The organism is Hwangdonia sp. (assembly GCF_048381975.1).
In the GTDB taxonomy this organism is placed as follows: Bacteria; Bacteroidota; Bacteroidia; order Flavobacteriales; family Flavobacteriaceae; genus Hwangdonia; species Hwangdonia seohaensis.
The window spans coordinates 274811-301242 of record NZ_JBLWYT010000003.1 but is presented as its reverse complement, the minus strand read 5'-3'; the positions used below and the strand labels follow the sequence as shown (position 1 = coordinate 301242).

General features: G+C 36.7%; 27 protein-coding genes and 1 other RNA gene. 11 read left to right on the top strand and 17 right to left on the bottom strand.

The annotated features are described in order from the left end of the window. Nucleotides 1-22: 22 nt before the first annotated feature. The 3 genes from ACN5J7_RS07540 to ACN5J7_RS07530 form a co-directional block, all read right to left on the bottom strand. Nucleotides 23-700 carry a YggS family pyridoxal phosphate-dependent enzyme gene (locus ACN5J7_RS07540; protein WP_418603421.1) on the bottom strand — a complete coding sequence of 226 codons (678 nt, stop codon included), beginning with the start codon at nt 698-700 and terminating at the stop codon, nt 23-25. A 104-nt stretch (nt 701-804) separates the two neighbouring features. Then, complete coding sequence (locus ACN5J7_RS07535) at nt 805-1695, bottom strand: 3-hydroxybutyryl-CoA dehydrogenase (RefSeq protein WP_418603420.1); 891 nt, start codon at nt 1693-1695, stop codon at nt 805-807. Nucleotides 1696-1804: 109 nt separating this feature from the next. Then, a complete protein-coding gene (locus ACN5J7_RS07530) occupies nt 1805-2764 on the bottom strand; it encodes a Gfo/Idh/MocA family protein (protein WP_418603419.1) in 960 nt (319 codons plus the stop codon). A 155-nt stretch (nt 2765-2919) separates the two neighbouring features. Here ACN5J7_RS07530 and ACN5J7_RS07525 point away from each other — a divergent pair, with 155 nt between their 5' ends. Next, nucleotides 2920-3561: a protein-L-isoaspartate(D-aspartate) O-methyltransferase gene (locus tag ACN5J7_RS07525; protein WP_418603418.1), complete on the top strand. Its 642-nt coding sequence runs from the start codon at nt 2920-2922 to the stop codon at nt 3559-3561. A gap of 14 nt (nt 3562-3575) precedes the next feature. On the opposite strand, the gene ACN5J7_RS07520 is transcribed toward ACN5J7_RS07525, so the two are convergent. From ACN5J7_RS07520 to smpB, 4 genes are all read right to left on the bottom strand, one after another. After that, entirely contained in the window at nt 3576-4100 is a 525-nt protein-coding gene (locus ACN5J7_RS07520; RefSeq protein WP_418603417.1) for a GNAT family N-acetyltransferase, read from the bottom strand. An 18-nt stretch (nt 4101-4118) separates the two neighbouring features. Beyond that, nucleotides 4119-6014: a Xaa-Pro dipeptidyl-peptidase gene (locus ACN5J7_RS07515; RefSeq protein ID WP_418603416.1), complete on the bottom strand. Its 1896-nt coding sequence runs from the start codon at nt 6012-6014 to the stop codon at nt 4119-4121. Between the two features lie 5 nt (nt 6015-6019). Continuing rightward, on the bottom strand, nt 6020-6556 hold the full coding sequence (locus ACN5J7_RS07510; RefSeq protein ID WP_418603415.1) for a hypothetical protein: 537 nt from the start codon (nt 6554-6556) through the stop codon (nt 6020-6022). A 145-nt stretch (nt 6557-6701) separates the two neighbouring features. Further along, on the bottom strand, nt 6702-7160 hold the full coding sequence (gene smpB / locus ACN5J7_RS07505; RefSeq protein ID WP_311940051.1) for an SsrA-binding protein SmpB: 459 nt from the start codon (nt 7158-7160) through the stop codon (nt 6702-6704). 299 nt (nt 7161-7459) lie between these two features. Here smpB and ACN5J7_RS07500 point away from each other — a divergent pair, with 299 nt between their 5' ends. Further along, a complete protein-coding gene (locus tag ACN5J7_RS07500) occupies nt 7460-9055 on the top strand; it encodes a S41 family peptidase (RefSeq protein WP_418603414.1) in 1596 nt (531 codons plus the stop codon). Here the strand turns inward: ACN5J7_RS07500 and ACN5J7_RS07495 are convergent. After that, the gene (locus tag ACN5J7_RS07495; protein WP_418603516.1) at nt 9052-9246 is read right to left on the bottom strand and encodes a dodecin; all 195 of its coding nucleotides are present in this window, start codon (nt 9244-9246) and stop codon (nt 9052-9054) included. The genes ACN5J7_RS07500 and ACN5J7_RS07495 overlap by 4 nt on opposite strands. A gap of 139 nt (nt 9247-9385) precedes the next feature. Here ACN5J7_RS07495 and lpdA point away from each other — a divergent pair, with 139 nt between their 5' ends. Together lpdA and fabV are read left to right on the top strand one after the other, a co-directional pair. Then, a complete protein-coding gene (gene lpdA, locus ACN5J7_RS07490) occupies nt 9386-10786 on the top strand; it encodes a dihydrolipoyl dehydrogenase (RefSeq protein WP_418603413.1) in 1401 nt (466 codons plus the stop codon). Between the two features lie 11 nt (nt 10787-10797). Further along, complete coding sequence (gene fabV, locus ACN5J7_RS07485) at nt 10798-11988, top strand: enoyl-ACP reductase FabV (protein ID WP_418603412.1); 1191 nt, start codon at nt 10798-10800, stop codon at nt 11986-11988. 99 nt (nt 11989-12087) lie between these two features. Here fabV and ACN5J7_RS07480 read toward each other — a convergent pair whose 3' ends face one another. From ACN5J7_RS07480 to ACN5J7_RS07470, 3 genes are all read right to left on the bottom strand, one after another. Continuing rightward, a complete protein-coding gene (locus tag ACN5J7_RS07480; RefSeq protein ID WP_311940077.1) occupies nt 12088-12414 on the bottom strand; it encodes a CCC motif membrane protein in 327 nt (108 codons plus the stop codon). A 9-nt stretch (nt 12415-12423) separates the two neighbouring features. Next, on the bottom strand, nt 12424-12645 hold the full coding sequence (locus ACN5J7_RS07475; protein ID WP_418603514.1) for a DUF2752 domain-containing protein: 222 nt from the start codon (nt 12643-12645) through the stop codon (nt 12424-12426). 139 nt (nt 12646-12784) lie between these two features. Continuing rightward, nucleotides 12785-14656: a T9SS type A sorting domain-containing protein gene (locus tag ACN5J7_RS07470; RefSeq protein ID WP_418603411.1), complete on the bottom strand. Its 1872-nt coding sequence runs from the start codon at nt 14654-14656 to the stop codon at nt 12785-12787. A gap of 169 nt (nt 14657-14825) precedes the next feature. Between ACN5J7_RS07470 and ACN5J7_RS07465 the strand changes: the two genes are divergently transcribed. Together ACN5J7_RS07465 and ACN5J7_RS07460 are read left to right on the top strand one after the other, a co-directional pair. After that, the gene (locus ACN5J7_RS07465; RefSeq protein ID WP_311940082.1) at nt 14826-15026 is read left to right on the top strand and encodes a hypothetical protein; all 201 of its coding nucleotides are present in this window, start codon (nt 14826-14828) and stop codon (nt 15024-15026) included. Further along, nucleotides 15023-15589 carry a Smr/MutS family protein gene (locus tag ACN5J7_RS07460; protein ID WP_311940084.1) on the top strand — a complete coding sequence of 189 codons (567 nt, stop codon included), beginning with the start codon at nt 15023-15025 and terminating at the stop codon, nt 15587-15589. Before ACN5J7_RS07465 ends, ACN5J7_RS07460 begins: the two co-directional genes overlap by 4 nt. Here the strand turns inward: ACN5J7_RS07460 and ACN5J7_RS07455 are convergent. Continuing rightward, nucleotides 15582-16487, bottom strand: a complete 906-nt coding sequence (locus tag ACN5J7_RS07455; RefSeq protein ID WP_418603410.1) for a hypothetical protein — start codon at nt 16485-16487, stop codon at nt 15582-15584. The genes ACN5J7_RS07460 and ACN5J7_RS07455 overlap by 8 nt on opposite strands. A gap of 115 nt (nt 16488-16602) precedes the next feature. On the opposite strand from ACN5J7_RS07455, the gene ACN5J7_RS07450 reads away from it, so the two are divergent. Further along, nucleotides 16603-17742: a cysteine desulfurase family protein gene (locus ACN5J7_RS07450; RefSeq protein WP_418603409.1), complete on the top strand. Its 1140-nt coding sequence runs from the start codon at nt 16603-16605 to the stop codon at nt 17740-17742. A gap of 9 nt (nt 17743-17751) precedes the next feature. Here the strand turns inward: ACN5J7_RS07450 and ACN5J7_RS07445 are convergent, their stop codons facing one another. The 5 genes from ACN5J7_RS07445 to ACN5J7_RS07425 form a co-directional block, all read right to left on the bottom strand. Then, nucleotides 17752-18282: a PH domain-containing protein gene (locus tag ACN5J7_RS07445; protein WP_418603408.1), complete on the bottom strand. Its 531-nt coding sequence runs from the start codon at nt 18280-18282 to the stop codon at nt 17752-17754. A gap of 164 nt (nt 18283-18446) precedes the next feature. Continuing rightward, the gene (locus ACN5J7_RS07440) at nt 18447-18950 is read right to left on the bottom strand and encodes a hypothetical protein (protein WP_311940091.1); all 504 of its coding nucleotides are present in this window, start codon (nt 18948-18950) and stop codon (nt 18447-18449) included. 117 nt (nt 18951-19067) lie between these two features. Beyond that, nucleotides 19068-19451, bottom strand: a complete 384-nt coding sequence (locus ACN5J7_RS07435; RefSeq protein ID WP_311940092.1) for a hypothetical protein — start codon at nt 19449-19451, stop codon at nt 19068-19070. Between the two features lie 149 nt (nt 19452-19600). After that, a complete protein-coding gene (locus ACN5J7_RS07430) occupies nt 19601-22063 on the bottom strand; it encodes a TonB-dependent receptor (RefSeq protein ID WP_418603407.1) in 2463 nt (820 codons plus the stop codon). A gap of 12 nt (nt 22064-22075) precedes the next feature. Beyond that, nucleotides 22076-23761 (bottom strand): M23 family metallopeptidase, encoded by a 1686-nt coding sequence (locus tag ACN5J7_RS07425; RefSeq protein ID WP_418603406.1) that lies wholly within the window; start codon nt 23759-23761, stop codon nt 22076-22078. Between the two features lie 228 nt (nt 23762-23989). Between ACN5J7_RS07425 and ACN5J7_RS07420 the strand changes: the two genes are divergently transcribed. From ACN5J7_RS07420 to rny, 4 genes are all read left to right on the top strand, one after another. Beyond that, on the top strand, nt 23990-24280 hold the full coding sequence (locus tag ACN5J7_RS07420; RefSeq protein WP_311940098.1) for a hypothetical protein: 291 nt from the start codon (nt 23990-23992) through the stop codon (nt 24278-24280). A 15-nt stretch (nt 24281-24295) separates the two neighbouring features. Further along, the gene (locus tag ACN5J7_RS07415) at nt 24296-24589 is read left to right on the top strand and encodes a cell division protein ZapA (RefSeq protein ID WP_311940100.1); all 294 of its coding nucleotides are present in this window, start codon (nt 24296-24298) and stop codon (nt 24587-24589) included. A 56-nt stretch (nt 24590-24645) separates the two neighbouring features. Then, nucleotides 24646-24769: non-coding RNA, 6S RNA (gene ssrS / locus ACN5J7_RS07410), on the top strand. A 55-nt stretch (nt 24770-24824) separates the two neighbouring features. After that, complete coding sequence (gene rny / locus ACN5J7_RS07405; RefSeq protein WP_311940102.1) at nt 24825-26402, top strand: ribonuclease Y; 1578 nt, start codon at nt 24825-24827, stop codon at nt 26400-26402. Nucleotides 26403-26432: the final 30 nt, after the last annotated feature.

The following is a 26432-nucleotide window of genomic DNA, read 5'->3' as shown; positions in this document are numbered from 1 at the left end:
AAACTGCGACCGGGATTGAAAACTAATTATAATTCCGTTCGCCAAATATACTACTTCCCACGCGAATCATATTACTGCCACAATCAATTGCCAATTGGTAATCGCCACTCATACCCATGCTTATAATTTTGAATTCTGCACTTCGACTGCGCTCAGTGTGACAAATTCTGAATTTATCAAAAGCTGTTTTTAATAAATTGAATTCTTTTTCTATTTGATTCATATCATCAGTAAACGTTGCCATTCCCATAACGCCAATAACTTTTATATGTTGTAATTCTGAAAAGGCATTGGATTGTAGAATTTCGGAAGCTTCGTCTGGCGACATTCCAAATTTAGAATCTTCTGAAGCAATTTTTATTTGAAGTAAACACGCTATTACTCTATCGTGTATTTTTCCTTGTTTGTTTATTTCCTTCAATAACTTAAGATTATCAACACCATGAATTAAACTAACAAACTCAGCCATGTGTTTTACCTTATTGCGCTGTACATGACCAATCATGTGCCACTCAACGTCTTTGGGCATGTCTTGATATTTGTCAACCATTTCCTGGATTTTGTTTTCTCCAAAAACGCGCTGACCTGCATTGTAGGCTTCCATTAAATCGCTAATGGGCTTGGTTTTAGAAACAGCAACCAAAGTGACGTGCTCAGGTATTGTTGATTTTAAATTTTTTAGGTTTTGTTGGATGCTCATTTATAAGGGTTTGTTGTTAAGTTGCTTGCTGTTAAGTTGTACATTCTAAACGACTTAACAGCTAACGAAATGCTTTTTTTAAATGATGTGGTGCATGCGACTTTTTACTTTAAAAACTGTTTGGCTACGTTTTCAGCCTTTCTGTTTTCAGAATAATCATAAAAACCTTCACCAGACTTTACACCCAATTTACCCGCTCGAACCATATTTACCAATAAAGGGCAAGGGGCGTATTTAGGGTTTTTAAAGCCTTCGTACATCACATTTAAAATGGAAAGACAAACATCTAAACCTATAAAATCGGCAAGTTGTAATGGTCCCATAGGGTGCGCCATACCAAGTTTCATAACGGTATCTATCTCTTCAACACCCGCAACGCCATTATATAAGGTTTCGATCGATTCATTAAGCATAGGCATTAATATGCGGTTGGCCACAAAACCTGGGTAGTCGTTAACCTCTGTTGGAGTTTTACCGAGCTTTCGGCTCATTTCCATAATGGTCTGGGTTACCGCATCGCTAGTGTTGTAACCACGGATAATTTCAACCAATTTCATAATGGGAACGGGATTCATAAAATGCATCCCAATAACCTTTTCCGGTCGTGAGGTTACCGCTGCGATTTGCGTTATGGAAATGGATGAGGTGTTTGTTGCCAAAATAGTTTCCTTTGGGCAGGCGTCATCTAATTGTTTGAAGATATTTAGTTTTAAATCTACGTTTTCGGTAGCCGCTTCAACCACAAGGTTAGCATTTTTAACACCTTCGGAAATATTTGTAAAGGTCGAAATATTTGCTAACGTATCATTTTTATCGGATTCGGTTATTTTTTCTTTGGCCACCATTCTATCTAAGTTTTTAGAAATGGTTGCCATACCTTTTTTAAGCGAATCTTCGCTAATATCAATAAGTTGAACTTTAAATCCGCTTTGTGCAAAAGTGTGTGCAATACCATTACCCATGGTTCCTGCTCCAATTACGGCGATGTTTTTCATATAAAGCTATTTTTCATTTCCGTGAATCCCGATAGTTATCGGGAGGAAATCTTTGTGATGTTCTTTTTTTTATTTGTTCTCGACAGCGCTCGAACTGACATTATTGTTTTTAAAACTGATCGATAATCATGGTTGCCACACGCAAAGCTTCGGTGCCATCGTGAAGGGTAACCACGGGTGTTGTGTTATTATTAATGGCATCGGCAAAGGCTTCCAACTCATCAAGAATGGCATTGTTGTTTTTAATTTCAGGGTTATCAAAATAGATTTGTTTTTTAATACCTTCGGCATTTTGAAGAATCATATCGAAATCGCCCGGGTTTTCTGGGGCATCTTTCATTTTAACCACCTCACATTTCTTTTCTAAAAAATCAACTGAAATATAAGCGTCCTTTTGAAAAAACCGTGCTTTACGCATATTTTTTAACGAAATCCTGCTTGCCGTTAAATTGGCCACACAGCCGTTTTCAAATTCTAAGCGTGCATTGGCAATATCGGGCGTATCGCTAATAACCGAAACGCCACTTGCCGATATGGTTTTTACTTTAGATTTTACAACGCTTAAAATAATATCGATATCGTGAATCATTAAATCCAGCACCACGGGCACATCGGTACCACGCGGGTTAAATTCTGCCAACCGGTGCGTTTCAATAAACATGGGCGATTTAATGTCGTTTTTTACGGCGATAAATGCAGGGTTAAAACGCTCTACATGTCCCACTTGTCCCCGAATATTGTGCTCTGCTAAAAGTTCTCTAATATGCTCCGCTTCCTCAACGGTATTGGTAATTGGTTTTTCAATAAAAATATGCTTGCCTTTAGCAATGGCTTGTTTGGCACATTCGTAATGCGACAGTGTAGGTGTTACAATATCTACCATATCTACGGCATCGATAAGGGCTTCGATCGTATCGAAAAATTTATAGCCAAATTCGGCTTCTACTTTTTTTCCGTTTTCCGCATCGGCGTCATAAAACCCAACAAGTTTGTATTTATCCGATTGGTTAAGAAGTCTTAAATGAATTTTCCCCAGATGACCAGCACCTAGTACACCAGCTTTTAGCATATTATTACGTTTTCTACAAAAATAAGATATTTAACACAAGAAATTGATTATTTCCATCTAATTTTTTGCTTTATTGACACTTAAAAGAAATAGTGATTAAAATGGATTTAACTTAAAAATCTTTGCTTAATTTAGCTTTGAAAATTACCTGACCATTGAAAGATACATTTAGACACAAAGGACTACGACAGCAGTTAGTTAAAGTTATAAGAAACAAAGGAATAACCAACGATGCGGTTTTAAAGGCCATTGGAAATATACCAAGACATTTGTTCATGGACTCTGGTTTTTTAGATCATGCGTATCAAGACAAAGCGTTTCCTATTGCGGCAGACCAAACCATATCGCAGCCCTATACGGTAGCCTTTCAAACGGAATTATTGGAAGTCAAAAAAGGCAACAAGGTTTTAGAAATTGGTACGGGCAGCGGGTATCAAACCGCAGTTTTATGCGAAATAGGAGCTAAGGTTTTTAGTATTGAGCGTCAGCAAGAACTCTTTAAAAAAACCAGTAAATTCTTGCCTAAATTGGGTTATCGCGCTAAAAAGCTCATTTTTGGAGATGGCTATAAAGGTTTGCCGGAAGAAGCGCCTTTTGATAGTATTATTGTTACTGCTGGCGCACCGTTTGTGCCAAAGCCTTTATTGAGTCAACTGAAAATAGGAGGAAGGCTTGTTATTCCTGTGGGTGATGATGTGCAAGTTATGACGCTTTTTGTTAGAAAAGGACAAAAGGAATTTGAACAACATGAGTTTGGGGAGTTTCGTTTTGTGCCCTTGTTGGAAGATAAGAATTGATTTATTTGCTGATGCTAACAGGTATTGGATTTACTGTAAACGACATGCAGCCATTTTACATTGTTAAACGCAAGTTGCTTTTGATACTCAAATAGTCTTGTCATTCCAATTTTTTCTGCCACTCTTTGAGAAGGTATGTTTTTTATATAGGTGTGTATAAATATTTCGCTTAATCTCAAGGTTTTAAAGCCATAATTTAGACTTGCTCTAGCCGCTTCAGTCGCGTAGGCATTATTCCAAAAGCTCTGTTTTATATGATACCCTATTTCTGGTACAATATTTCCATTGATGTTTTGCAAGCTTATACCACATTGACCTATAAATTCATTTGATCCTTTTAAAATGACGGCCCAAAGTCCAAATCCGTTTTCGGCATAACTTTGGATGCTTTTATTAATCCATTGTATTACTTCATCTATCTCATAAGGAGCAGGATAATAAATCATGGTTTTTTTGTCTCCTAATATATCATGTAATAATGGAACATCTTCAATTTTCAACTTTCTAAGTATTAACCTATCAGTTTCAATAATATGCATGCTGGTTAATTTTTACAACTAATTAAAATCCTCAACGCCACCAACAACAGGTAAAACCAAATACGTTCCATCCAAATCAACGGTCAATTCTGTTCCTGGTTTTGGGTGCAACGTAAACTCTTTATCACTTGAAAAAATCATCAATCCAATTTGTTGCCCTGCTTTAATGATTTGATCGTCTGGTTGTAAATCAAAAGTAACGTCGTAAAACTTACCCGGTTTTAAGGGTTTGCTTTCGGTTAACGATTTATGGTTTTGAGGATCTGCCCATCCACGGGTAATAATATTATCGGTTGTTTTTGCGCGTCTGCTGTCATTCCAAGGCAGTGATACCAACCAAACCGATAAATTTGCAGCAGTTTTGTTGCTAGCCAATTTAATGGTGATTTGTGGTACACCCGAAATGTGAACATCCTTTGTTAGTTTAGGTGTTACAAACAGCAAACGGTGGTTCGTGATTTCTGCTCGCGCCAACGCTTCACCGGTAAACGAGTAATTGTCAACCAACGTTTCTTTGCCTTGTTTTGTTGGTTTTGTTGTGGTTAATCCGCCTGTTTTTGGAGCACCGGATGTTAGGTGCAACGTTATTGGTTTTGCTTCAGGATTTGGGTAGTCCTTGTAAGCTGTTGGTTCGTCCATTTTGTCGCCTTCGCGAACTATCCACGCTTTATGGGGTTCGTTTTCAATATCATTGTCAATACCGTGTAAATATTGTGTAAACCATTTATTCATCATGCTTATTGGTGGTGGTCCACCATGACCGAATTGGTGGTAATAAATTTGCGTGGTCAAGCCCATGTCTTTGGCTTTTTTATAAATGCGGTAACTGTGTTCCGGCATCACATTCCAATCGTTAAACCCGTGCGCCATTAACAATGCGGCTTTCATTGGTGCCATATCGTTTAAATAATCCCGACCTGCCCAAAAATCGTTATAATCGCCCGTAATTCTATCCATGCCATTTTTCATTTCCATATCGCGAACCATGGCATTGCTATAAGCTCTTTTGTTTTTAATTGCTTTAGGAATATGGGCATCATTAATAGTTGCATTACTGTTTGGAATTATAGATTCTCCACCACCACTATGGATATAATCGTACAACACATCGATATCTTCACCTAAATAACCACCCGGAGAACGCACCAATCCGTTGGAACGGTAATAATGATAATAAGACGTATTTGGTGCCACAGGAATAATAACCTCTAAACCTTCAACGCCCGTGGTTGCGGCTGCCAAGGGAAGCGTACCGTTGTACGATGTTCCCGTCATACCCACTTTTCCGGTGGTCCAAAACGCTTCAACCTCTTCACCGCCGTAAGCTTCAGTATAACCTTTTGCACGACCATTTAACCAGTCGATAACCGCTTTTGGAGCCAAGGATTCGTTATCGCCACCAACCGTTGGCGAACCTTGGGATAAACCTGTTCCGGGAGATGATGAATGTACCACAATATAGCCTCGAGGCACCCAAGTTTGAATTTGCGAATTTGAAATAATGGGACGCTCGCCCAATCGGGTAACTTCGGGGTGTACCCTTGCTTTTCCCATAGCACCCAATTCGTGCTTTACATCCCAAAAAACACCATCAACATCTGGGGCAACCCCGGCGTAGTACGGACTGGTTTCGTAAATAACGGGAAGCTTTAAACCTTCGGTTTCGGTTTGGTACGGTCTGGTTACACCAACATGCATGCGATCTAGCTTGCCATCGCCATCGGTATCAAAAGTGGTTTCGACAAATAAATCATGACGAATCCATTTATCCGGCGTATTAAAGGCTTCAACTATTTGAGCTTCACCATCTTTAAAAATAGGCGTTGCTTTTTCTTGGGCTACAACGGACAATACGGTTGTGATGGCTAAACAAAAAGTGAGTATAGCTGTTTTAAATTTGGAATGCTGAGTCATTGAATTTATTGTTTTGGGAGATAAATATTAGGCATGGGTTGGTCTTTGGTTTCTTGGGTCCAGAAAACATTAACAATCCACCAACGCAAACCATCATAAAATAGTTGAATACTATTAATACCGCGCATAAAAGGTTTTTCGTCCCCTTCACTTTTATAAGCTTCGTAGGTGCTAAAAACTTGGGCAATATGACCAAAGGCATCAACTTTTCGGTGTATTTCTTTTTCAAAAAAACCGTTATCAACTAACCATTTGCCCGAACTTTTAATGTAATCGTCCGGTTTCATGTACCGCACTTTGTAAACACCTTTTTTATCCTTTCCTGAAGGAATTAGTTTAGCATTGGGTTTAAACAAATGTTTAAAAAGTGCCCAATCTCTAGCTTCGCCTCTTTCGCCGGAAATAACATCGTATAACGTACCGATAATGCTATCTAAGGTTTTTACCTTGTTAGAATAATCTATTTCTTTTTCGGCATTGTCTTGGGCGTTTATGTTAAAGGTTAATAGGCAAATAAATAATGTGGTAACAAGTTTTTTCATATTGAAAATTTTTCGAGGTTTTACAGAATACAAAGTAGAAATTTAACAATAATTGAAGCGTTAAGATAGTCTTAAATTTAAAAAAATTTCATTGCTGTTTATATCAATGCATTCAAAGAATTGTCATTCGCATTAAAATGGGAATTTATCTATAAGTTTTCTTAACTCTATCTAAATCGCGTTTATTATCGCGGTCTTTTATGGTTTCGCGTTTGTCGAATAATTTTTTACCTTTTGCCAAGGCAATTTCCAATTTGGCAAACCCTCTATCGTTGATAAATAAACGCAATGGAATAATGGTTAATCCCGTATTCTGGACTTCTTTATTTAGTTTTTTTAATTCCTTTTTATTTAAAAGCAATTTTCTTTCGGCTTTGGGACGGTGGTTGTAATAATTGCCAAAAGCGTATTCTTGAATGGTCATGTTAATTACAAAAAGTTCGCCTTTTTCATTAAACTCACAAAAACTTTCGGCAATGGAGGCTTTGCTGCTTCTAATGGATTTAATCTCGGTTCCGGTTAACACAATTCCAGCGGTGTACTTATCCAATATTTCGTATTGAAAGCGCGCTTTTTTATTTTGTATGTTAATGGTTTTTTGCATGGAGCACAAAGCTAAACGATTTTACTTAAAAGTTAAAGGTTAATTTAAAATTAAAAAGAATGAGTTTAATAAAACCAACAGCACTATTTTTTTGTGACACTAATTAGCACAAATAAGCAAGTTAATCTCATTTAAAATTGGTAAAATGATTGCACAAATAGAAAAATCTTTAGATTTTTTTCAAAAAATCCGTGGAAATCCGTGAAATTCGTGTCTCAATGTTTTTAATGGGCTTGTTCTGTTAAATTAAAATAATTACAATTACTTTAGTTGCCTTAAACGTGATTATTTTTTTTTGAATGAAGAAATTCTTTCTGATATTTAGTGTTTTGCTCGTTGTTACTTCTTGTAGTAGCGTTAAAACTTATAACGAGCAAATTATAGCCTTACACACGGTTGAAGATTTGCAAAACGATGTGGATAAACTCTACAAACAACTTAAAAAACACCACCCAAAACTGTATCAATATACCTCCAAATCCGTTTTGGATTTTAAATTCGATAGCTTAAAAACGACGATAAAACAGCCGATGACTTCGCGTGAATTCTACAAAATACTGGCGCCTGTTGTTACAAACGTGAGGCAGGGTCATGTTTCGGTAGGTTCGGCAAACAAAAGGTTTACAAGAAAGGAAAGAAAGTTGTTGAAAAAGAAAAAATTTGAATTTTACGATTTGGATTTCGAATATTTAAACCATAAACTTTACGTTAAAAATACACGAGGTAAAGACTCTACATTGGTTGGAAACGAAGTGGTTAAGATTGAAAACGATTCAGCTTCAAATTTAGTCGATCTCTATAAAACCCAATTTGCTTCCGATGGCTATAACACCACGCTACACAATCGGTTTGTTGGCAAGAATTTTAAAACCTTTTATTACAGAAACAAGGGTTTTGTAGATAGTTTGAAAGTAACGTTTAAAAATGAAGATTCAACCTTTGTAAAAACCTTTAAACGCTTAAAAAAAGAAGACAAAAAGAAGGATGCTGAAAGCGATTCCAACAAAACGGTTAAACCTAAAAAACTGACCAAAACAGAAAAAAAAGCCAATCGGATTGCTCGAAAAAAGAAACGGAAATTCAACAAAAAACACGGTTATATTGCAAGTAGAAAACAATACACGCGCAATTTTGATTTTATTGGAAAAGACAGCACTATTGCCCTTATGAAAATAAGAGGGTTTGGTAACGGGCCATTCAAAGAGTTTTACGAGGAAAATTTTGCAAAATTGGATTCGGCTAAAACCAAATATTTTATTTTGGATTTGCGTGATAATGGCGGTGGACGCATTGCGGAAATCGATAAGCTATACTCGTATTTAACCGATGAAAACTATCAATTTATTACCGAAAGCGAAGTCAATAGCAGAATTCCTTTTATGAAGTTTGTAATGAGCAACACCTCGTCAACCGGTCTTAAAATTGTTGGCGGATTGTTATCGCCCATCATAGTAACCCACAATTTGTTAAAGACCAAGAAAAAAGATGGCAAGCTGTATTACCGATTCAATAAATTTTCAAAAATAAAAGCCCCCAATCCGTTGCATTTTAAAGGCACCGTGTATGTATTGATTAATGGGAATTCGTTTTCGGCATCCTCACTTTTATCAACACATCTTAAGGCCAATAAACGCGCTGTTTTTGTAGGCGAAGAAACCGGTGGCGCATACAACGGAACCGTGGCGGGCATTTATAAATTATACCAATTGCCAACATCAAAACTTAAAGTACGGATGGGCTTAATGCAAATTGAAGCCCCACAAAAACAGCATCCCGACGGTTATGGCGTAAAACCAGATGTTGAAATTACACCAACTATTGAAGATAGAAAAATGAATATCGATACCGAATTGGAATGGGTTTTAAAGGCTATTGAAAAAAATGAATTACACTAATTCATTGTAAAACCTAACTTAACAGTAACTTGCCAGTGTTCAACTTTTCCATTTTTGATACTGCCCCTTGAATCTGTTATTTCAAACCATCGCAAGTTTTGTACGGAGACAGCAGCTTTTGATATGGCATTTTGTACAGCATCATCACTAGATGTTTCTGATGTTCCAACAATTTCAATTTTTTTGTATATGTGATTTTCCGTGATATATAATTTTAAATTAAAAAAGTCTTTAAAAGATACAAAAAATAATGCTTATGCCATGGGGTAATGAGTGAATCAAAATTCGTATTTTTGTGTTTGATTTTTTAAACGAACAACAAAAACTTATATGAAATCATACGATGTAGCCATTATTGGTTCAGGTCCTGGCGGATATGTTGCAGCAATACGTTGCGCACAATTAGGGATGAAAACAGCAATAATTGAAAAATATGCAACACTAGGAGGCACTTGTTTAAACGTGGGATGTATTCCGAGTAAAGCGCTTTTAGATTCGTCGCACCATTACGAAGATGCGGTGAAGCATTTTGAAGAACACGGCATAGAAATCCCTGGCGATGTAAAAGTCAACCTAGAAAAAATGATTGCACGTAAGCAATCCGTTGTCGACCAAACCACGGGTGGCATCGATTTTTTAATGAAGAAAAATAAGATTGATGTATATCAGGGCTTAGGAAGCTTTAAGGATGCAACACATATTAGCATCAAGGGCGAGGAAACTACCGAGATTGAAACCAAAAACACCATAATTGCCACGGGCAGTAAACCATCAAATCTGCCGTTTATCAATTTGGATAAAGAGCGCATCATTACATCAACCGAAGCTTTAAAATTAAAAGAAATTCCAAAACATTTAATCGTAATAGGCGGAGGCGTTATTGGTTTGGAGCTGGGTCAGGTTTATAAAAGATTGGGCGCAGAAGTTACAGTGGTTGAGTATATGGATCGCATTATCCCAACCATGGATGCTGGTCTTTCAAAAGAATTAAACAAGGTACTAAAAAAGCAGAAATTTAAAATCAACGCGTCGCATAAAGTAAAATCTGTTGAGCGAAAAGGCGATGAGGTGATTGTAAAAGCAGATAATAAAAAAGGTGAAGAAGTAGAATTTAAAGGCGATTATTGCTTGGTATCTGTCGGGCGTCGCCCATATACAGATGGTTTAAACGCCGAAGCTGCGGGCGTAAAGCTGAATGATAAAGGTCAAGTTGAAGTTAATGATCATTTACAAACCAGTGCCTCAAATATTTACGCTATTGGCGATGTTATTAAAGGCGCGATGTTAGCGCATAAAGCCGAAGAAGAAGGGGTGTTTGTTGCCGAAACTTTGGCGGGACAAAAACCACATATCGATTATAACTTAATTCCCGGCGTGGTTTACACATGGCCAGAAGTTGCTGCCGTTGGTAAAACCGAAGAAGAATTAAAAGACGCTGGGGTCGATTACAAAACCGGTCAATTCCCTATGCGTGCTTTAGGTAGAAGTAGAGCGAGTATGGATTTAGATGGCTTTGTTAAAATTTTGGCCGATAAAAAAACAGATGAGATTTTAGGTGTTCACATGATTGGCGCACGTGCTGCGGATATGATTGCTGAAGCGGTTGTAGCTATGGAATACAGAGCGTCGGCGGAAGATGTATCACGTATGTCGCATGCGCATCCAACATATACGGAAGCCATTAAAGAAGCTGCTTTAGCGGCCACGGAGGATAGGGCATTACACATTTAGAAACGAAATTTATGATAATAGAACCAAAAACAAGAGGCTTTATATGTTTAACATCGCACCCAACAGGTTGCGAACAAAACGTATTAAATCAAATTGAATACGTAAAAGAACGACCCGTTAAAAATGGGCCCAAAAAAGTATTGGTTATTGGAGCTTCCACAGGGTTTGGTTTGGCATCAAGGATTACCGCTGCTTATGGCTCTAACGCGGCAACCATTGGGGCGTTTTTTGAAAAACCACCAAGCGAAGGTCGGCCGGCATCTCCAGGGTGGTACAACAGTGCCGCTTTCGAGGCCCAAGCGCATAAAGATGGTCTGTATGCCAAAAGTATTAACGGCGATGCCTTTTCAAACGAAATAAAAGCACAAACCATTGATTTGATTAAATCCGATTTAGGCGAAATCGATTTGTTGGTTTACAGTTTAGCATCACCGGTTCGTACGCATCCCGATACTGGCGAGCGTTTTAAATCGGTTTTAAAGCCAATCGGACAAACATTTACTGATAACACGGTAGATTTTCACACCGGCGAAGTCAAGGAAATTTCTATCGAACCCGGGACAGAAGAGGATATTAAAAATACCGTTGCTGTAATGGGTGGCGAAGATTGGCAGATGTGGATCGATGCCTTAAAATCTGCGGGTGTTCTGTCCGAAGATTTTAAAACGGTAGCCTATTCTTATATTGGGCCATCGCTAACCGAGGCAGTTTACAGAAAAGGAACTATTGGGCGCGCAAAAGATCATTTGGAGGCGACGGCCTTTAAAATTACCGATGCTATAAAAGCTATTAACGGTCAAGCCTATGTTTCTGTTAACAAAGCTTTGGTAACACAGGCGAGTTCTGCAATTCCCGTAATTCCCTTATACATATCTTTATTGTATAAAGTGATGAAAGAAGAAGGGATTCACGAAGGTTGTATCGAGCAAATTGAACGTCTGTTCAATGCCCGTTTATATGCTGAAAATTTGGAATTGGACGAAGCTGGTAGAATACGAATTGACGATTGGGAAATGCGCGACGATATTCAAGCGAAAGTTTTAGAGCTTTGGAAACAAGCAACCACCGAAACCTTACCAAATATTGGTGATTTAAAAGGCTACGAAACCGATTTTTATAACCTTTTCGGATTTAAGGTTGATGGTGTCGATTACGATAAAGCTGTAAACGAAATGGTTGATATTCCTGGGTTGCAAGAATAATACCTTGTGATTTTTCAAATCGAAAAGAAATCTTATAAATTAAAAAGCCTCCAAAAGTTTAATGCTTTTTGGAGGCTTTTTTTATTGTGATAATAGGTCTTAATTATTCTGCATTTGTTCTAGCATATCTTGAGATTGCTGCATGAGTTCATCCCAACCAACAGTCGATATTCTGTAAATAGTCATTACTAAATATAAAATATTGATTATTAGAATAACCAGTGCTACAATTTTAGCTGTATTCATAGCTTTTATGCTTGCAGGTTCAAAATTTTCGGGATTAAGTTTTACGGCATTTAATTTGCTGTGGGCTATAAAAAAAGCGATACCAGCAAGAATAAAACCTAAACCGCCAAAACAGCAGCATAAAAGACCTAAAATAGCTAATACGTAAACAATAGTTGGATTGAGTTTTTGTTGTTCCATGTGTGAATTTTAATTGATTAATTTAATAATAAAACTTGTTATAATAGTTAGTACCGATATAATTGCAAGTATGGTAATTATTTTATTTGAATGTTTAAATTTAAAGAAAATATTTATTACGATAGATATAAAAAGTAAAATTAAGCTGTAAACGGCCGGATACATATAAAATGCCTCCACAAAATGACCTTGGAAAATTAGTGATACTGAACGTTGCAAACCACAGCCCATGCAATCCATTCCAAAAAGCGTTTTGTTTAAACAAGGGAGCATATATTCTTCAAGCGCTTGCATTAAAAAAAAGATTGAGTTTTGCCAAATTTAGAAAAAAAGCAAGTAAACTACCGCTTTTTTAAAACTAAATTACTGTTTAGTTTTTATTCGAAATAACCACTTTTTTAGTGTACCCTTGGTTGTTTTTTAAACGGATTCTCGCAATATAAACACCATCACTTAAAGATTTTGTTGAAAAGGTATAAGTGTTTTTTACTTCTGAAATAATTTGATTTAAAACCTGTTTTCCAGAAACATCGAATAAGTTGAATGATTTTACATCTAAAGCATTGGGGTTGATAATTTTTAATTCTGAAATGGTGTTGTTCTGATAGATGTTAAAATCGGTAAAAGTAGCCTCATCTACATGTAATGCTTTGCTGTTAAAGGTTATTTCGAAACGGCTGTTGTGAATGCCTTCATCTAAAGTTATTTCAAACGAAGCATTTTTAATATCGGTATACGTGCCATTCAAATTGTCATAAATAAAAATATTTACATCTGAAGGCACATCTTTAAGCGCATTGACTTTAATACTGAATGGCATGTTGTCGTGGTAGGCTTTCAATCCAAAAGGGATTCTTGTTGTTGCGTCATAATTAATAGACTTAATAGCCAATTCTTGATTTTCAGAAAGCAGATAAGCATCTGAACTTAACGCATGAATATTTATACCGTCGTAAAATCGATTGTGAGTTGTATTGTTTGGTGTCGAACTTCGAAACGCAATCACGTTTTCTTTATAAAAAGTATTGTTAACTCGCGTATGTATTCTTATTTCGGGAATAATTGTTGGATTTTTTAAAATAGTCGCATAGTCTACGTTATTGTGCGACATTATAACGACATCTTTTTTCGAATCTTCTTTATCCTTATTTCCTTTTGCAAAAACAGATCCGTTACCTCCAGGAGTTGAGTCTTCTGCTAAATACACGCGCATACTATTATTAAATTCAAAATTCCCTCCCAGACCAATACTGCTTACCACAAAACCTTGGCCTATTGCGGCAAAACGCCTTGAGTTATTTGCGCTAAAATCCGTTGTGTTACCAGTGGTTGTGGTATTTGTGCTGCCATCTAAATTATAACTTTCAAAGGCTGCGGTTGCGTATGTACCATTATCCGATAAATCACCCGGAGCACCCGGAGTATATATGCTGTAACCGCCTTCGTAATTTGCTAAGGCATGTGAGTTTTTAGGTTTTTGCTCCCAGAAAAAAACCTCGCTACTTAAAACGGTTTGATTTGTAGCATTAATTAAAAACAGCTTTAAATCCAATGCGGAAGGATAGGGGTTTCCTGTTAATGTTTCAGCTCTATTGGGTATGCCAGAATTTGGTTCATCGTCTATTCCGTCAAAAGCACAACTAACTAAAATGGTTCCATTGTTTGGTCTGCCTCTAAAATCTAAAACGTTATTGGCGTTTGGGCTTCCTTTTAGTGTAAACCCATAGCCTGTAGTAACCGGGTTGTTATCAAAAACCTGTACCCAATCAAAGTAGCCTTCGCCATCTTTTAAAGTATATAACCAATAATTTGAGAGTTGGGTGGCTGTTCCGTTGTGGGAATTTGTAAATAAGTATGCAGACGAGGTGACGTTTGTTAAATCGGTATGGTCCTGCGGATCGTGTATTGAATTGTCGCCCTGAAAAGAAACGTTAGCTCGTGTTGTGCCATCTAAACTTATTCCAACTGGAGAGCACCAAAAGTTATAGTCGTAAATACCCGTGGTTTGGTTTTGATAAACCGATAACTCACCAGCATCCGAATTCTTAATATTCGTATTTTGAATAAGCTGTGCGTCGCCCCTCAAATAAAAGTTCGATGTTGGGGCCTCAAGCCTAATATCATTATTAACAAACACCACAACATCCCTTGCATAAAGCTCAGTGTTGTTGCCAACATATAAGTCTTGTGCAAAAGACAAGCCAGTAATAAACAATAAAACAAAAGTAAATTTATGGGGCATAAAAAAGGTTTATCTAAAAAACAAAGATAGATTTTTTTTACATAAAATACAAAATACCGATTATCGGTGCATTACAACGATTATGACGCTTGTATTTTACCGGCCATTTATTGATACTAAAACTATTTTTTAGTGTAATTTGGTAACCTAAATTTAAGCGACTTTTTAAATGAAATATTTTAATTACATATTAATCATTCTAGGTGCTGTTATAGCCGTATATTCCAAGGCTGGAACCGAACAAAATCAATATGTTTTAATTGGTGGTATTATGGTGTTAATGATTGGAATTTATAGGATTTCTAGAGGTATTCCGAGTAAAAACACCGATGATGAAGATGTTGTTAACACTAATAAAGAGGATGAATGAAGGCTTTTAAACTAGGAGATGCCGTTTTGGTTTTAGATGAAAATTTATCGGGGGTGATAACACGGATTGATGGCGATTTAATTTCAATTGAAACCGAAGATGGTTTTTTATTGGATTTTAAGGCTGAAGAGTTGGTTAAAAACAAATCTGATAAAACGCTAAAAAACGAATTGTTTTCGCATTCAAATATTGATACCGTTATCTCTGAAAAAGAGCAGCCTAAAAAGAAAGCTTCAAAAAAAGTAAAAGCTAAAGAGCGCTACGAGCCTACCATGGAAGTGGATTTGCACATCAATCAATTGGTGAAATCTCCAAAAGGCATGACAAACCACGAGATGCTAACCTTACAGTTAAATACGGCGCAACGGCAATTGGATTTTGCCATTAAAAACCGCATTCAAAAAATCGTTTTTATCCACGGTGTGGGCGAGGGCGTTTTAAAAATGGAACTGGATTATCTTTTTGGGCGCTACAACAATGTAAAGTTCTACGATGCCAATTATCAAAAATACGGTTTAGGTGCCACCGAGGTTTATATTTACCAAAATGTAGCTCCTAATTAAAATCCGGAGTTTCGGTTCTGGAGCCCGATGTTTTGCTGTCTGATAGCTCTCCAAAATCAAGAAGGTCTTGCGATAAAATATCTATGTCAATGCCCTTTAACATCAACGTTACCACATAGGTTTTAATAATGGTATGTTTTCTGTATGCCGTGGCTGGTGTGTCTGTATTGGCAACAGCTGGGTTTAAATAATCGGGCCCCACATCGGGGTTGGTAATATCGTCTGTAGGGTCTTGGTTTTGGGTGTTGGTTTCTTCATCTATGGTTTTTACGCCATCGCCGTCATCGTCATCATCTAAATAATTGGGGATGCCATCCCCGTCGGTATCATCATTGGTAAAGTCGCCATCACCATTTAAATCTTCATCTTTTGTGGGTACGTTGTCGCCGTCGTCATCTTCATCAATATAGTCCCAAATCTCATCGCCATCGGTATCGTCGTTTTCTAAATTACCATCACCGTTTCTATCTTCCAACGCCGCTGGAATTCCATCATTATCATCTTCGGTTAAAGTTGCCGTTATTTCGGCATCGCAAGTACTTGCGTAATCTTTTGTAATTATAATGTCCGACGGTGGAATATCGTTACAAAACAAATCGTTGCCTATTATTTTTTCATTGCTGTACGTTCGGTAATTAAAGGCATTCGTGCTTTTTGTTATTAAAGTATCTGCACCAGTAAAGCTTAATATTTTATCGAGCGTTAACGATTTTATAACCACGGATAAAGACTCCGAAGGATCGCTTTTGGTCTTATAAAACACTAAGTCTGAAGTGCCACAAGTTTTTGCGTAAAAATCATTCTCAAAATCTAGTTCAACATCAATAATATCGCCATCGCTACACGACATAAAACAAGCAAAACTAAAGGCTATTAAAGTAAAAAATAATTTACGCATGAGTTTGGGTTTTAAGGCAAAAATAATGGAATTGTTATTTATAACGTATCATATTGCTAATAATTTTATTTCAAGTATTTTTGGCACTTATTAAACCGCTTAATTTTAATTATCGATGAAACAGATATATTTTGATAACGCCGCAACCACTCAAATTCGTGATGAGGTTATTGATAAAATGGCTGAAGTGATGCGAGCTAACTACGGAAACGCTTCATCTTCGCATAGTTTTGGGAGATCATCTAAATCGTTAATTGAAAAGTCAAGAAAAACAATTGCGGGTTATTTGAATGTATCGGCTGCCGAAATTGTGTTTACCTCTGGTGGCACCGAAGCCGATAATTTAGTGTTGCAAAGCGCTGTACGCGACCTAAAAGTGGCGCATATCATTACCTCAAAAATTGAGCACCACGCCGTTTTGCACACCATCGATCAGCTTGAAAAAGAATACAATATAAGGGTAAGTTATGTGAATATTGACGGTAACGGAACCGTAGATTATGCGCATTTGGAAACTTTGCTCGATACGTCTGAAAAAACTCTGGTAAGTTTAATGCATGTTAATAACGAAATCGGAAACATTTTGGATATTAAAAAAGTGGCCGATTTATGTACAGCAAAAAACGCCTTGTTTCATAGCGATACGGTACAATCGGTAGGGCATTACAAATTAGATTTGCAAGATGTTAAGTTGGATTTTTTAGCGGCCGCAGCTCATAAGTTTCACGGGCCAAAAGGTGTCGGTTTTGTTTTTATTAGGAAAAACTCGGGCTTAAAACCATTAATTTTTGGCGGTGAGCAGGAACGCGGTTATAGAGCAGGGACGGAATGTGTGCATAATATTGTGGGTATTGAAGAGGCTATAAAACTGGCTTACGATAATTTAGACGAAGAGTCTGAATATATTAAATCTTTAAAGCAATATTTTATCGAACAGCTTATGGCAAAAGTCCCATCGGTAAAGTTTAATGGGTATTCAGGTGATATGGAAAAGGGAACTTATACTTTAGTAAATGTGTGTTTGCCCGTTGCACCCGAAAAAGCCGGTATGCTGTTGTTTCAGTTAGATTTAAAGGGCATTGCCTGCTCAAAAGGAAGTGCGTGCCAAAGCGGAAGCACAAAAGGCTCTCATGTGTTGGCAGAAATATTGGATGAGAGCGATATGCAAAAACCATCCATTCGGTTTTCGTTTAGTATATATAATACAAAGGAAGAAATAGATTACGTCGTTGATGTTTTGCGTGAATTTATTTAAAATGTAACCTCATTTATGCTTGATGTCGTGCAACAAATCTCTAATTTCTTCAAGTAAAATATTCGTTTTTTCATTTGAAGAAACAGATTGTGAGTTGTTTTTTGAATTCGATTGAATGGCCTCGCGCTGTTTTAAAACCTGCTTTTTAAAATTGCCGGAATCAATAATTCCAATAAGTTTCATATCACTGCCCTTTGGGTTGCTTTGGCCGGCGGTTTCAATTTTAAGAATACGCAAATCGAGGTATTTTAACAACGGATTTTCAATAAAGGTTAAATCTTGAATGTTTTCCAACGGAATTGTTTTTTCAACTTTAAACAGCACGCCTTTTTTAAACTCTAAATGGCGGTTTGTCAATTGGCATTCCAAATTGTCGTAAAACCGTTTGCTAATGTGTTGTCCGAGACCTAAAATCCAAAAGATTAATATCGGGATGCCCAAAATGGAAATCAATAAGAAAAAAGAAACCACATAAAGGATGTACGATTTAATTTTTGGGTTAAATTCTGCTTTTTTAAGAATAATAGGTTCTTCGGTCATTTTTGTTTTATATGATTCTAAAAAGAAGTTGCATAAATATACTAAATTTAAAACCTTAATAATGAGGTTGCTGTTTCTTTAAATAACAACACGCCATATTACATAGAAAACTAAAAAACTATATAATACAGCGTGTCACCAATCAAACTAACATAAACAATTCCTTAGGCTGCTTTTACATTTTTTAACAATTTGCTGATAATCATAGCCTCCCATTTTTTTACCAAATCGAATTCGTTGCTCATTTCAAAATTTACATCGATGTTGTAAAACTCCAAAATGCTTGCCGGTTTTTTAGGGGTTTTATAAGTAATCACCAAATCTATTTTATCGGTTTCAGATTTGTTTGTTGTTTTGTTTTTTAAGCGTCTTTCGGTTTTTTTAATACTACAGGAGTTAACCGAGCTTAAATCAATTACTGCAGTGTTGTGAACGCCGTTGATTATCTTGGAATAGAGTAGTTTATTAGCAACTTCGTCTGTTGCCATGGCGTAATAGGTGCCCCAAAAATCGACGGTTGTTAGGTCTAAATGATGTTTTTCAGCATCTTCAAAAAACTCTTTTTTAGACTGTTTCTTTTTCTTTTTTTGAGAGGCTTGTATTAAAATTAAAGGTGTTATGACTATCAATAATATAATGAATCCAATTATTGTGGCTTGTGTATCCATGATTGAAATTTTTATTTGTTATAAGTTGAATTAGTTGGCTGTTTTGCCAATTAAAATGAAATAATAGAGCCAATTAGTCAAACAGACCATTAGCGTAAATAAAAAGCAATCTGGAATTTAAGAAAACGTATGAAACGGGTAGAGCAGAGCCTTAATAGATAGCCCCGGTTGTATGTGTTTACTATAATTTAGGTAAGTGTTTACTTTGTTTTGCGTATACGGTTCTTTGTGTTTTAAAGCCGAAAACGAAGTTTTAAAATCCTCAGTTTCAAAATTAAAATCAAAAGAAAAATCGTTGAAAACGCTATCGATAAAACCTTTATTCGAATACAAATAAGAAACAAGTGCTTTTGTAGCATCTGAGTCTTTTACGGTATCGCCTTGATGCTTTTCAACGCTTGAAACCGAATTGCTAACAACCTGTTGTATAGAAATAACATTGCCTAAGCTATAAACAAGCAAAACACTTAAGGTAAAAATATTTCTAAAAAGCTGTTTCATCTTTTGAAGGTTTTGCAAACCCTGTTTTTAGTAGTTTATTAATTTCAAGCAACATGGGTTAAAGCATCCAAAAGTCCGTTTCGGACTTTTACATATACAAAGTTATAACTGTTTTTAATACAAAATTTAAAATGGCTGTTAAAAAAACATTAAAACTTCATGGTGGTTCGCACATTAAAAACCCGCGGTGTTAAAAAGTTGGGAATGGCATATTGGCGTTTGCTATACACATCGCGCACCCAAGTATTTGTTATGGAGTTTTGAACATCGAAAATGTTAAAAATCTCAACTCCAAACGTAAGTTCCTTAAATGGTTTTTTCCAACCGCTGTTAAATTGCTTTTTATCGTCAACAATTACAAACTGAAAACCAACATCGGCGCGTTTGTACGATGGCAAACGGTTTTGGTATTCATAAGGGTCGGCATAACTTGGCGAGCCACCCGGTAAACCCGTGTTAAATACCAAATTTAAGTACATTTTCATGCTCGGAATGTTGGGCACGTAATCCTGAAACAATGCCGCAAACTTTAAACGTTGGTCGGTGGGGCGTGCAATATAGCCTCTGTTGTTTATGTTTTCTTCGGTTTTTAAATAGCCAAAACTAAACCACGATTCGGTCCCCGGTACAAATTCGCCATTCAAACGCATATCCAATCCATAGGCATACGCTTTCGCGGAATTGTTAGCGCGATAACGGATGCGAACGTTTTCCAAAGTATAAGGGTTTACATCGCTTAAACATTTATAATAAGCCTCGGTTGTTAATTTAAAGGGGCGCTCCCACATTTTAAAACTGTAGTCATTTCCCAATACCAAATGAAACGATTGTTGCGCCTTTACATTGGGCTGAACAACGCCATCGGCATCTCGTAACTCTCTATAAAATGGTGGTTGATAATATAAGCCTCCTGCAATTCTAAACAACATATCTTTTTCCCAATAAGGTTTTATGGCGAATTGCGCACGCGGACTAAATACGATTTGATTAGAAGATGAAATGCCATCACCATTAACCGACCAATTATGCACTCGCAATCCCGCATTGTACCAAACATCACTGGTTCCTATTACAGAACGTTTGCTCCATTGGGCGTAGGCTTGCAGCCTGTTAATTTTGGTGTTGTTTGTGGCTCGCACGTTTTGAAAAGGTTCAATGGGGCCTTCAAACGGCGTGTAAGGTTGCTCGTTAAAAGCATCGATATGTGGCGGACGAATTGAAAATCCAGCCGAATCGATAATTTCCCATTCCACCAAACGATCGCGAATATCTTCGTTGGTATACTTTACAGACCATTCAATACGGTTGTCGTCAATTTTTAAATCGCCTTTATGCTCAACCGTGGTGATTAGTGCATCCAAATCGTTTCGCCCGTGATTCAATTGGCCGCCAATGCCTTCACTAAATTCAACTTCGCCTAAATCCTCATCGCCAATATTCGTGTTAACTTCACCTAATCGGTACTGCGCCAAAATATCAAAATACTCTTCTTCGGTGGTGTGATAGGTCGATGCTATGGCATGAAGCGTTAAATCGTCGTTCGCAAAATACGTACCTTTAAAAGCACCAAAAAGGGTTTGATATTGGTCTTTTTCCTGACCTTCGTAAAATACTAGCAACGCCAACGGATCTGCTAGCGTGCCAAAATTGGTTTGTCGCGTTTGTGGCTGGTAACTGTATTTGTTTAACGAGGCGTTTCCTAAAAAACTCAACTGGAATTTATCGGTAAACTTATAGGTTAAAAACGCCTGGGCATCCGCAAAAGCCGCATCGTAATTGGTTTCGGTTTCTTTGGCATTGACCAACAAGCCGTTATCGCGATAGCGAACCCCAACAATACTCGTAAATTTTGAATCTTTACTTATATCTTCGTACGAAAGGCTTCCGCCCAATAAACTTAAATCGGCATTGATTTCGAATTGATACGGATTTTTATAGGTAATATCTAAAACCGATGATAATTTATCGCCGTATTTGGCTTGAAATCCACCCGATGAAAAATCTACATTTTGCACCAAATCGGTATTTACAAAACTTAATCCTTCCTGTTGTCCAGAGCGAATTAAAAACGGCCGATACACTTCAATGCCGTTTACATACACCAAATTTTCGTCGTAATTACCACCACGAACCGAGTATTGCGTACTCAATTCGTTGTTGTTGCTCACTCCCGGAAGGGTTAACAATAAATTCTCGACACCGGCATTGGCACCTGGTATTTTCCTGATGGTTTCGGGTTTTAAGGAAGTCACCCCTTCAACATCTTTTCTGCGATTTCCTGAAACAACAACGGCTGCAATTTGGGCAACGGTGGTGTTCATTACGGGGTTAAACTCATGGCTTTCACCGTTTTTAAGATTAAAAGTAATGGTGATTTTTTTATAAACAAGATGTGAGAATTCAACGGTAATATCTTGGTTTGCAGGAATTTTTAAAGTGTAAAATCCGTTTTCGTTGGTGGTGGTGCCATCACTTCCGGCTTTAATGTTTACTTTGGAAACGGGCGTATTTTCTTCATTTAAAACAATACCTTTAAGGGTTGCCGTTTGCGAATAGCCCAATGCAAGAAACAATAAAAAAAGGATGGCTGTAAGTGAAAATCTTGAATTCAAAAGCGAGAAAATTTATTTCCTGTAAAACACAGTTTCAAAAGTAGAATTATTTCCAACATTATCGGTAACAATTAGCTTTAAATTATTTTTTGTTTCCGTAATCATCCCATCGTTAAAATCGTGTGTTAGGGTTTTTGTTTTGTAATCGTACTCCATTAAAATCCATATTCCGTTTACGGTTGCCCTATAATTTGATATGCCAGAAAGTTCATCATCAATCTTAATTTTTAAAAATCTAAAGTTGCTTAACCATTGTCCTTTTTTAAAATTTATCGGTGTTATGGTGGGGCTTATGGTATCGGTTGCCAATGCGAATTCTCCCAAATTTTTTGAGTAAGTCGTTAAAATATCGCCTATTTTTTTTGTTGAAGAATATGCCGGAAATTTTTTGTAACCTATCAATTTAGCAATATATAATTTGCTTTTATCCTTATCGGAATAGGCACTAACATCATAAGAAATTTTAAAGCTTTTTTTAGTTGGAATAATGTCTTCGTGCAAAAGAAGGGTGTCGTTTTTTACATCGAAATCCAAATAAAAATTTTCGTAAAAGGTGTCTTTATATAAATCGACCGATACTTTTCCTTTTTTTAAATTGGTGGTTTCATTGGCATTAATAAAATACGGTGTCGTTTTTTTGGGTAGCGCTTCACCGCGATTTGTTTTATTGCCTTTAATGTTTATGGTGGCCCAGGTGTTGTTTTTTTTAAAATCGCCCACTTTTATTTTGTAAACCGAATGGGTGCTATCTTTTATTGATAAAACACCATCGTTTAAAACATCTTTATACAAACTTAAAGGGTTGTTTTGATTGAATAGCTTTTGAACCCGAGATTTTTGGGTTTTGTAATGTTCGTAATCAATAAGTCTATTGAGGTGCTTGGTTTCGCTAAATGAAAACCGACTGAAATCGAGCTCGAAGTTTTTACTGCCATTAACAAAGGTTTGGATATTGTAAACCCCGTTTTTATTGGCGGCCCAATTTTGTCTGTCAATGGTTTCAATGCCAAAACCAATATTGCCTATGGCTTCAATGTTTTCAACTACATAATCGCCATTTTGTATAGGGATTAAGCGCAGTTTTGTTTTGGAATTGGATTGGTTTATAAATGAATGTTCATCCATCGGATAAGCATAAATAGAAGAAATTAGCGGGTTAATGGAATCTTTTATATCCATGCCAAACAACATGGGGTTTATGGGACGCTCCGTTTTATCGCGAATCTCATAATGTAAATGTGGGCCGCCCGAACCGCCGGTGTTTCCGCTTAAAGCAACAATTTGGCCTTTTTCAATTTTTAATTCATCGGTGCTCGGGAACAATTCAATTTCAAAAGATTCCTTTTCATATTGATGCTTTTTTACATAAGCCTCAATATCGGGCGAAAACTTATTTAAATGCGCATAAACCGTGGTGTAACCATTTGGGTGCGTAATGTACAGGGCTTTTCCGTAGCCAAAATGCGAGACCTTTATCCTGCTTACAAAACCACCAGCCGATGCGTAAACATTAAGGCCTATACGCTGTTGCGTTTTTATATCCAGCCCCGAATGAAAGTGATTGGAGCGCAACTCTGCAAACGTACCCGATAAAATTAAAGGAATGTCCAGCGGGCTTCTAAAATAATCTTGTGGATAGTTGTTTTGTGCCACAGTAATTGTAGAGAGCAATAAAAAAAGCATGAGGGTTAATCGCATATCTATGATTTACCAATTGAGTTAAAAAATGGTGTTAAATGGCTATTGATAGTTCTGATTGGAATTAGCTAAATTATTAATTTGGTGTGAATAAGCAAAGTTAAAAGCAATAATCGAGCCAATACTCTGGTTATGAGCCTTAATGAATAAATTAAAATTTTATGATAAAACAATTGTAATTTAAGCCTAGGTATCTTAACTTTGTGATATAAGTATTGAAATTTGTAAATGAGTCATATTGAAGATATTGTAGATTCTTTAGAAAACAAAATTAGCAAACTATTGCACAAACAAGAGCTTTTAAAGCAAGCTAATTTAAAATTGAATGAAGAACTGGAAGCTTCAAAACAAGCACTTCAAAACCAGGAATTGCAAATAACAACTTGGGAAGAAAAATACGAAGCGCTTAAAATGGCAAATTCGATACTTGGTAGTGACGATAATAAGAGAGAAACAAAGCTTAAAATAAACGCATTAATTAGGGATATTGACCATTGTATTGCTCAACTTTCAGATTAATGCAACATAGATTAAATGTCAGAAAAGCTTAAAATAAAGCTCTCAATAGCAAACAGGGTGTATCCCTTAACTATTGAAGCTAGTCAAGAAGAGGGATTGCGTAAGGCCGCAAAAAACATCGAGGCCATGATTAAGCAATTTGAACAAAGCTATTCTGTTAGAGACAAGCAAGATGTATTGGCTATGTGCGCCCTACAGTTTGCCTCTCAAGTTGAACAGAAATCTATTGATAAAGCGAATGTGAGCGAGCATGTGGAGGAAAAGCTAAATGCTTTAAACGAGCTGTTACAATCGCATTTAATCTCTTAAACGTTCTTTAAAATAAACTAAAAGTTACTGCCTACATTGGTTATTTTTTTTGATAAACTCAACGTTAATTCTTTAAAAAGGGTGAGTTTAAGTTGTAAAAGCAAGCTGCATGTGTTATTTATTAGCACCTAGCAGATCCTTGATCAGCTTGTTAGCCCTAAACTTGTTTTTAAGGAGTTTATACAAAACTTTATACTGGTGTAGGCTTTTTTATATACACTAACCAACAAACATAATGGATAATAATTCAATAATATTAACAGTAGGAGGCGTACTATTAGGGCTTATAATAGGATTTATTATAGCTAAAATGCTTGAAAAAAACAAAGCTTCTAAGTTAATACGAGATGCCAAACGAAGCGCATCCAACATATTAAAGGAAGCTAATACCGAAGGCGAATCTATTAAAAAAGATAAAATACTTCAAGCCAAGGAAAAGTTTATAGAGCTAAAATCTGAGCACGAAAAAGTTATTTTATCTCGTGATAAAAAGATTGCTGAAGCCGAAAAGCGCATCCGCGATAAAGAATCTCAAATATCGAGCGAGCTTTCAAAAAACAAAAAGTTGAATGCCACGCTTGAAGCCAAACAAAAAGATTACAGTTACAGACTCGATGTTTTGGACAAGAAACAGGAGGCCTTGGATAAACTTCACAAAAGCCAAGTGCAACAACTCGAGGTTATTTCCAGTTTATCGGCCGAAGAAGCGAAAGAACAATTGGTTGAATCCTTAAAAGGAGAAGCCAAAAACGACGCTATGTCCTATATCCAAGGCGCGTTGGAAGAAGCAAAATTAACTGCCGAACAAGATGCTAAAAAGATTATTATAAATACTATACAACGTATAGGAACTGAGGAAGCCGTTGATAACTGTGTGTCTGTTTTCAATATAGAATCAGACGATGTTAAAGGACGCATTATTGGACGGGAAGGAAGAAATATTCGTGCTATTGAAGCGGCTACAGGTGTTGAAATTATTGTTGACGATACGCCAGAAGCCATTATTTTGTCGTGTTTTGATTCGGTTCGAAGAGAAATTGCTCGATTATCGCTGCATAAATTAGTGACCGATGGCAGAATTCACCCGGCAAGGATTGAGGAGGTTGTAAAGAAAACACAAAAACAAATTGAACAGGAAATAATTGAAGTTGGTAAACGCACCGTTATAGATTTAGGAATTCATAATTTACATCCGGAACTGATAAAGATGGTTGGAAGAATGAAGTACCGTTCGTCTTACGGCCAAAACCTGTTACAACACTCACGCGAAGTAGCTAAACTTTGTGGTGTAATGGCCGCCGAATTGGGGCTGAATCCTAAATTGGCAAAACGTGCAGGTTTACTGCACGATATTGGAAAAGTGCCAGATGCAGAAGCAGATATGGAAACACCACACGCTATACTTGGTATGCAATGGGCTGAAAAGTATAATGAAAAGGATGATGTATGCAATGCTATTGGAGCGCACCATGATGAAATTGAAATGAAATCGTTGCTCGCGCCAATAGTACAGGTTTGTGATGCCATTTCTGGAGCACGCCCTGGAGCACGCCGACAAGTATTGGATAGTTATATTCAACGTTTAAAGGATTTAGAAGATATTGCTTTTGGTTTCCAAGGCGTTAAAAAAGCTTATGCTATTCAAGCAGGTAGAGAACTACGAGTTATTGTTGAAAGCGAAAAAGTGGACGACCAAAAAGCCGCGGAATTATCATTTAGTATTTCCCAAAAAGTACAAACCGATATGACTTATCCAGGTCAAGTTAAGGTGACCGTAATTAGAGAAACAAGAGCGGTAAATATTGCAAAATAGCAAGTTAAACGAATCATAAAAAAAAAAATC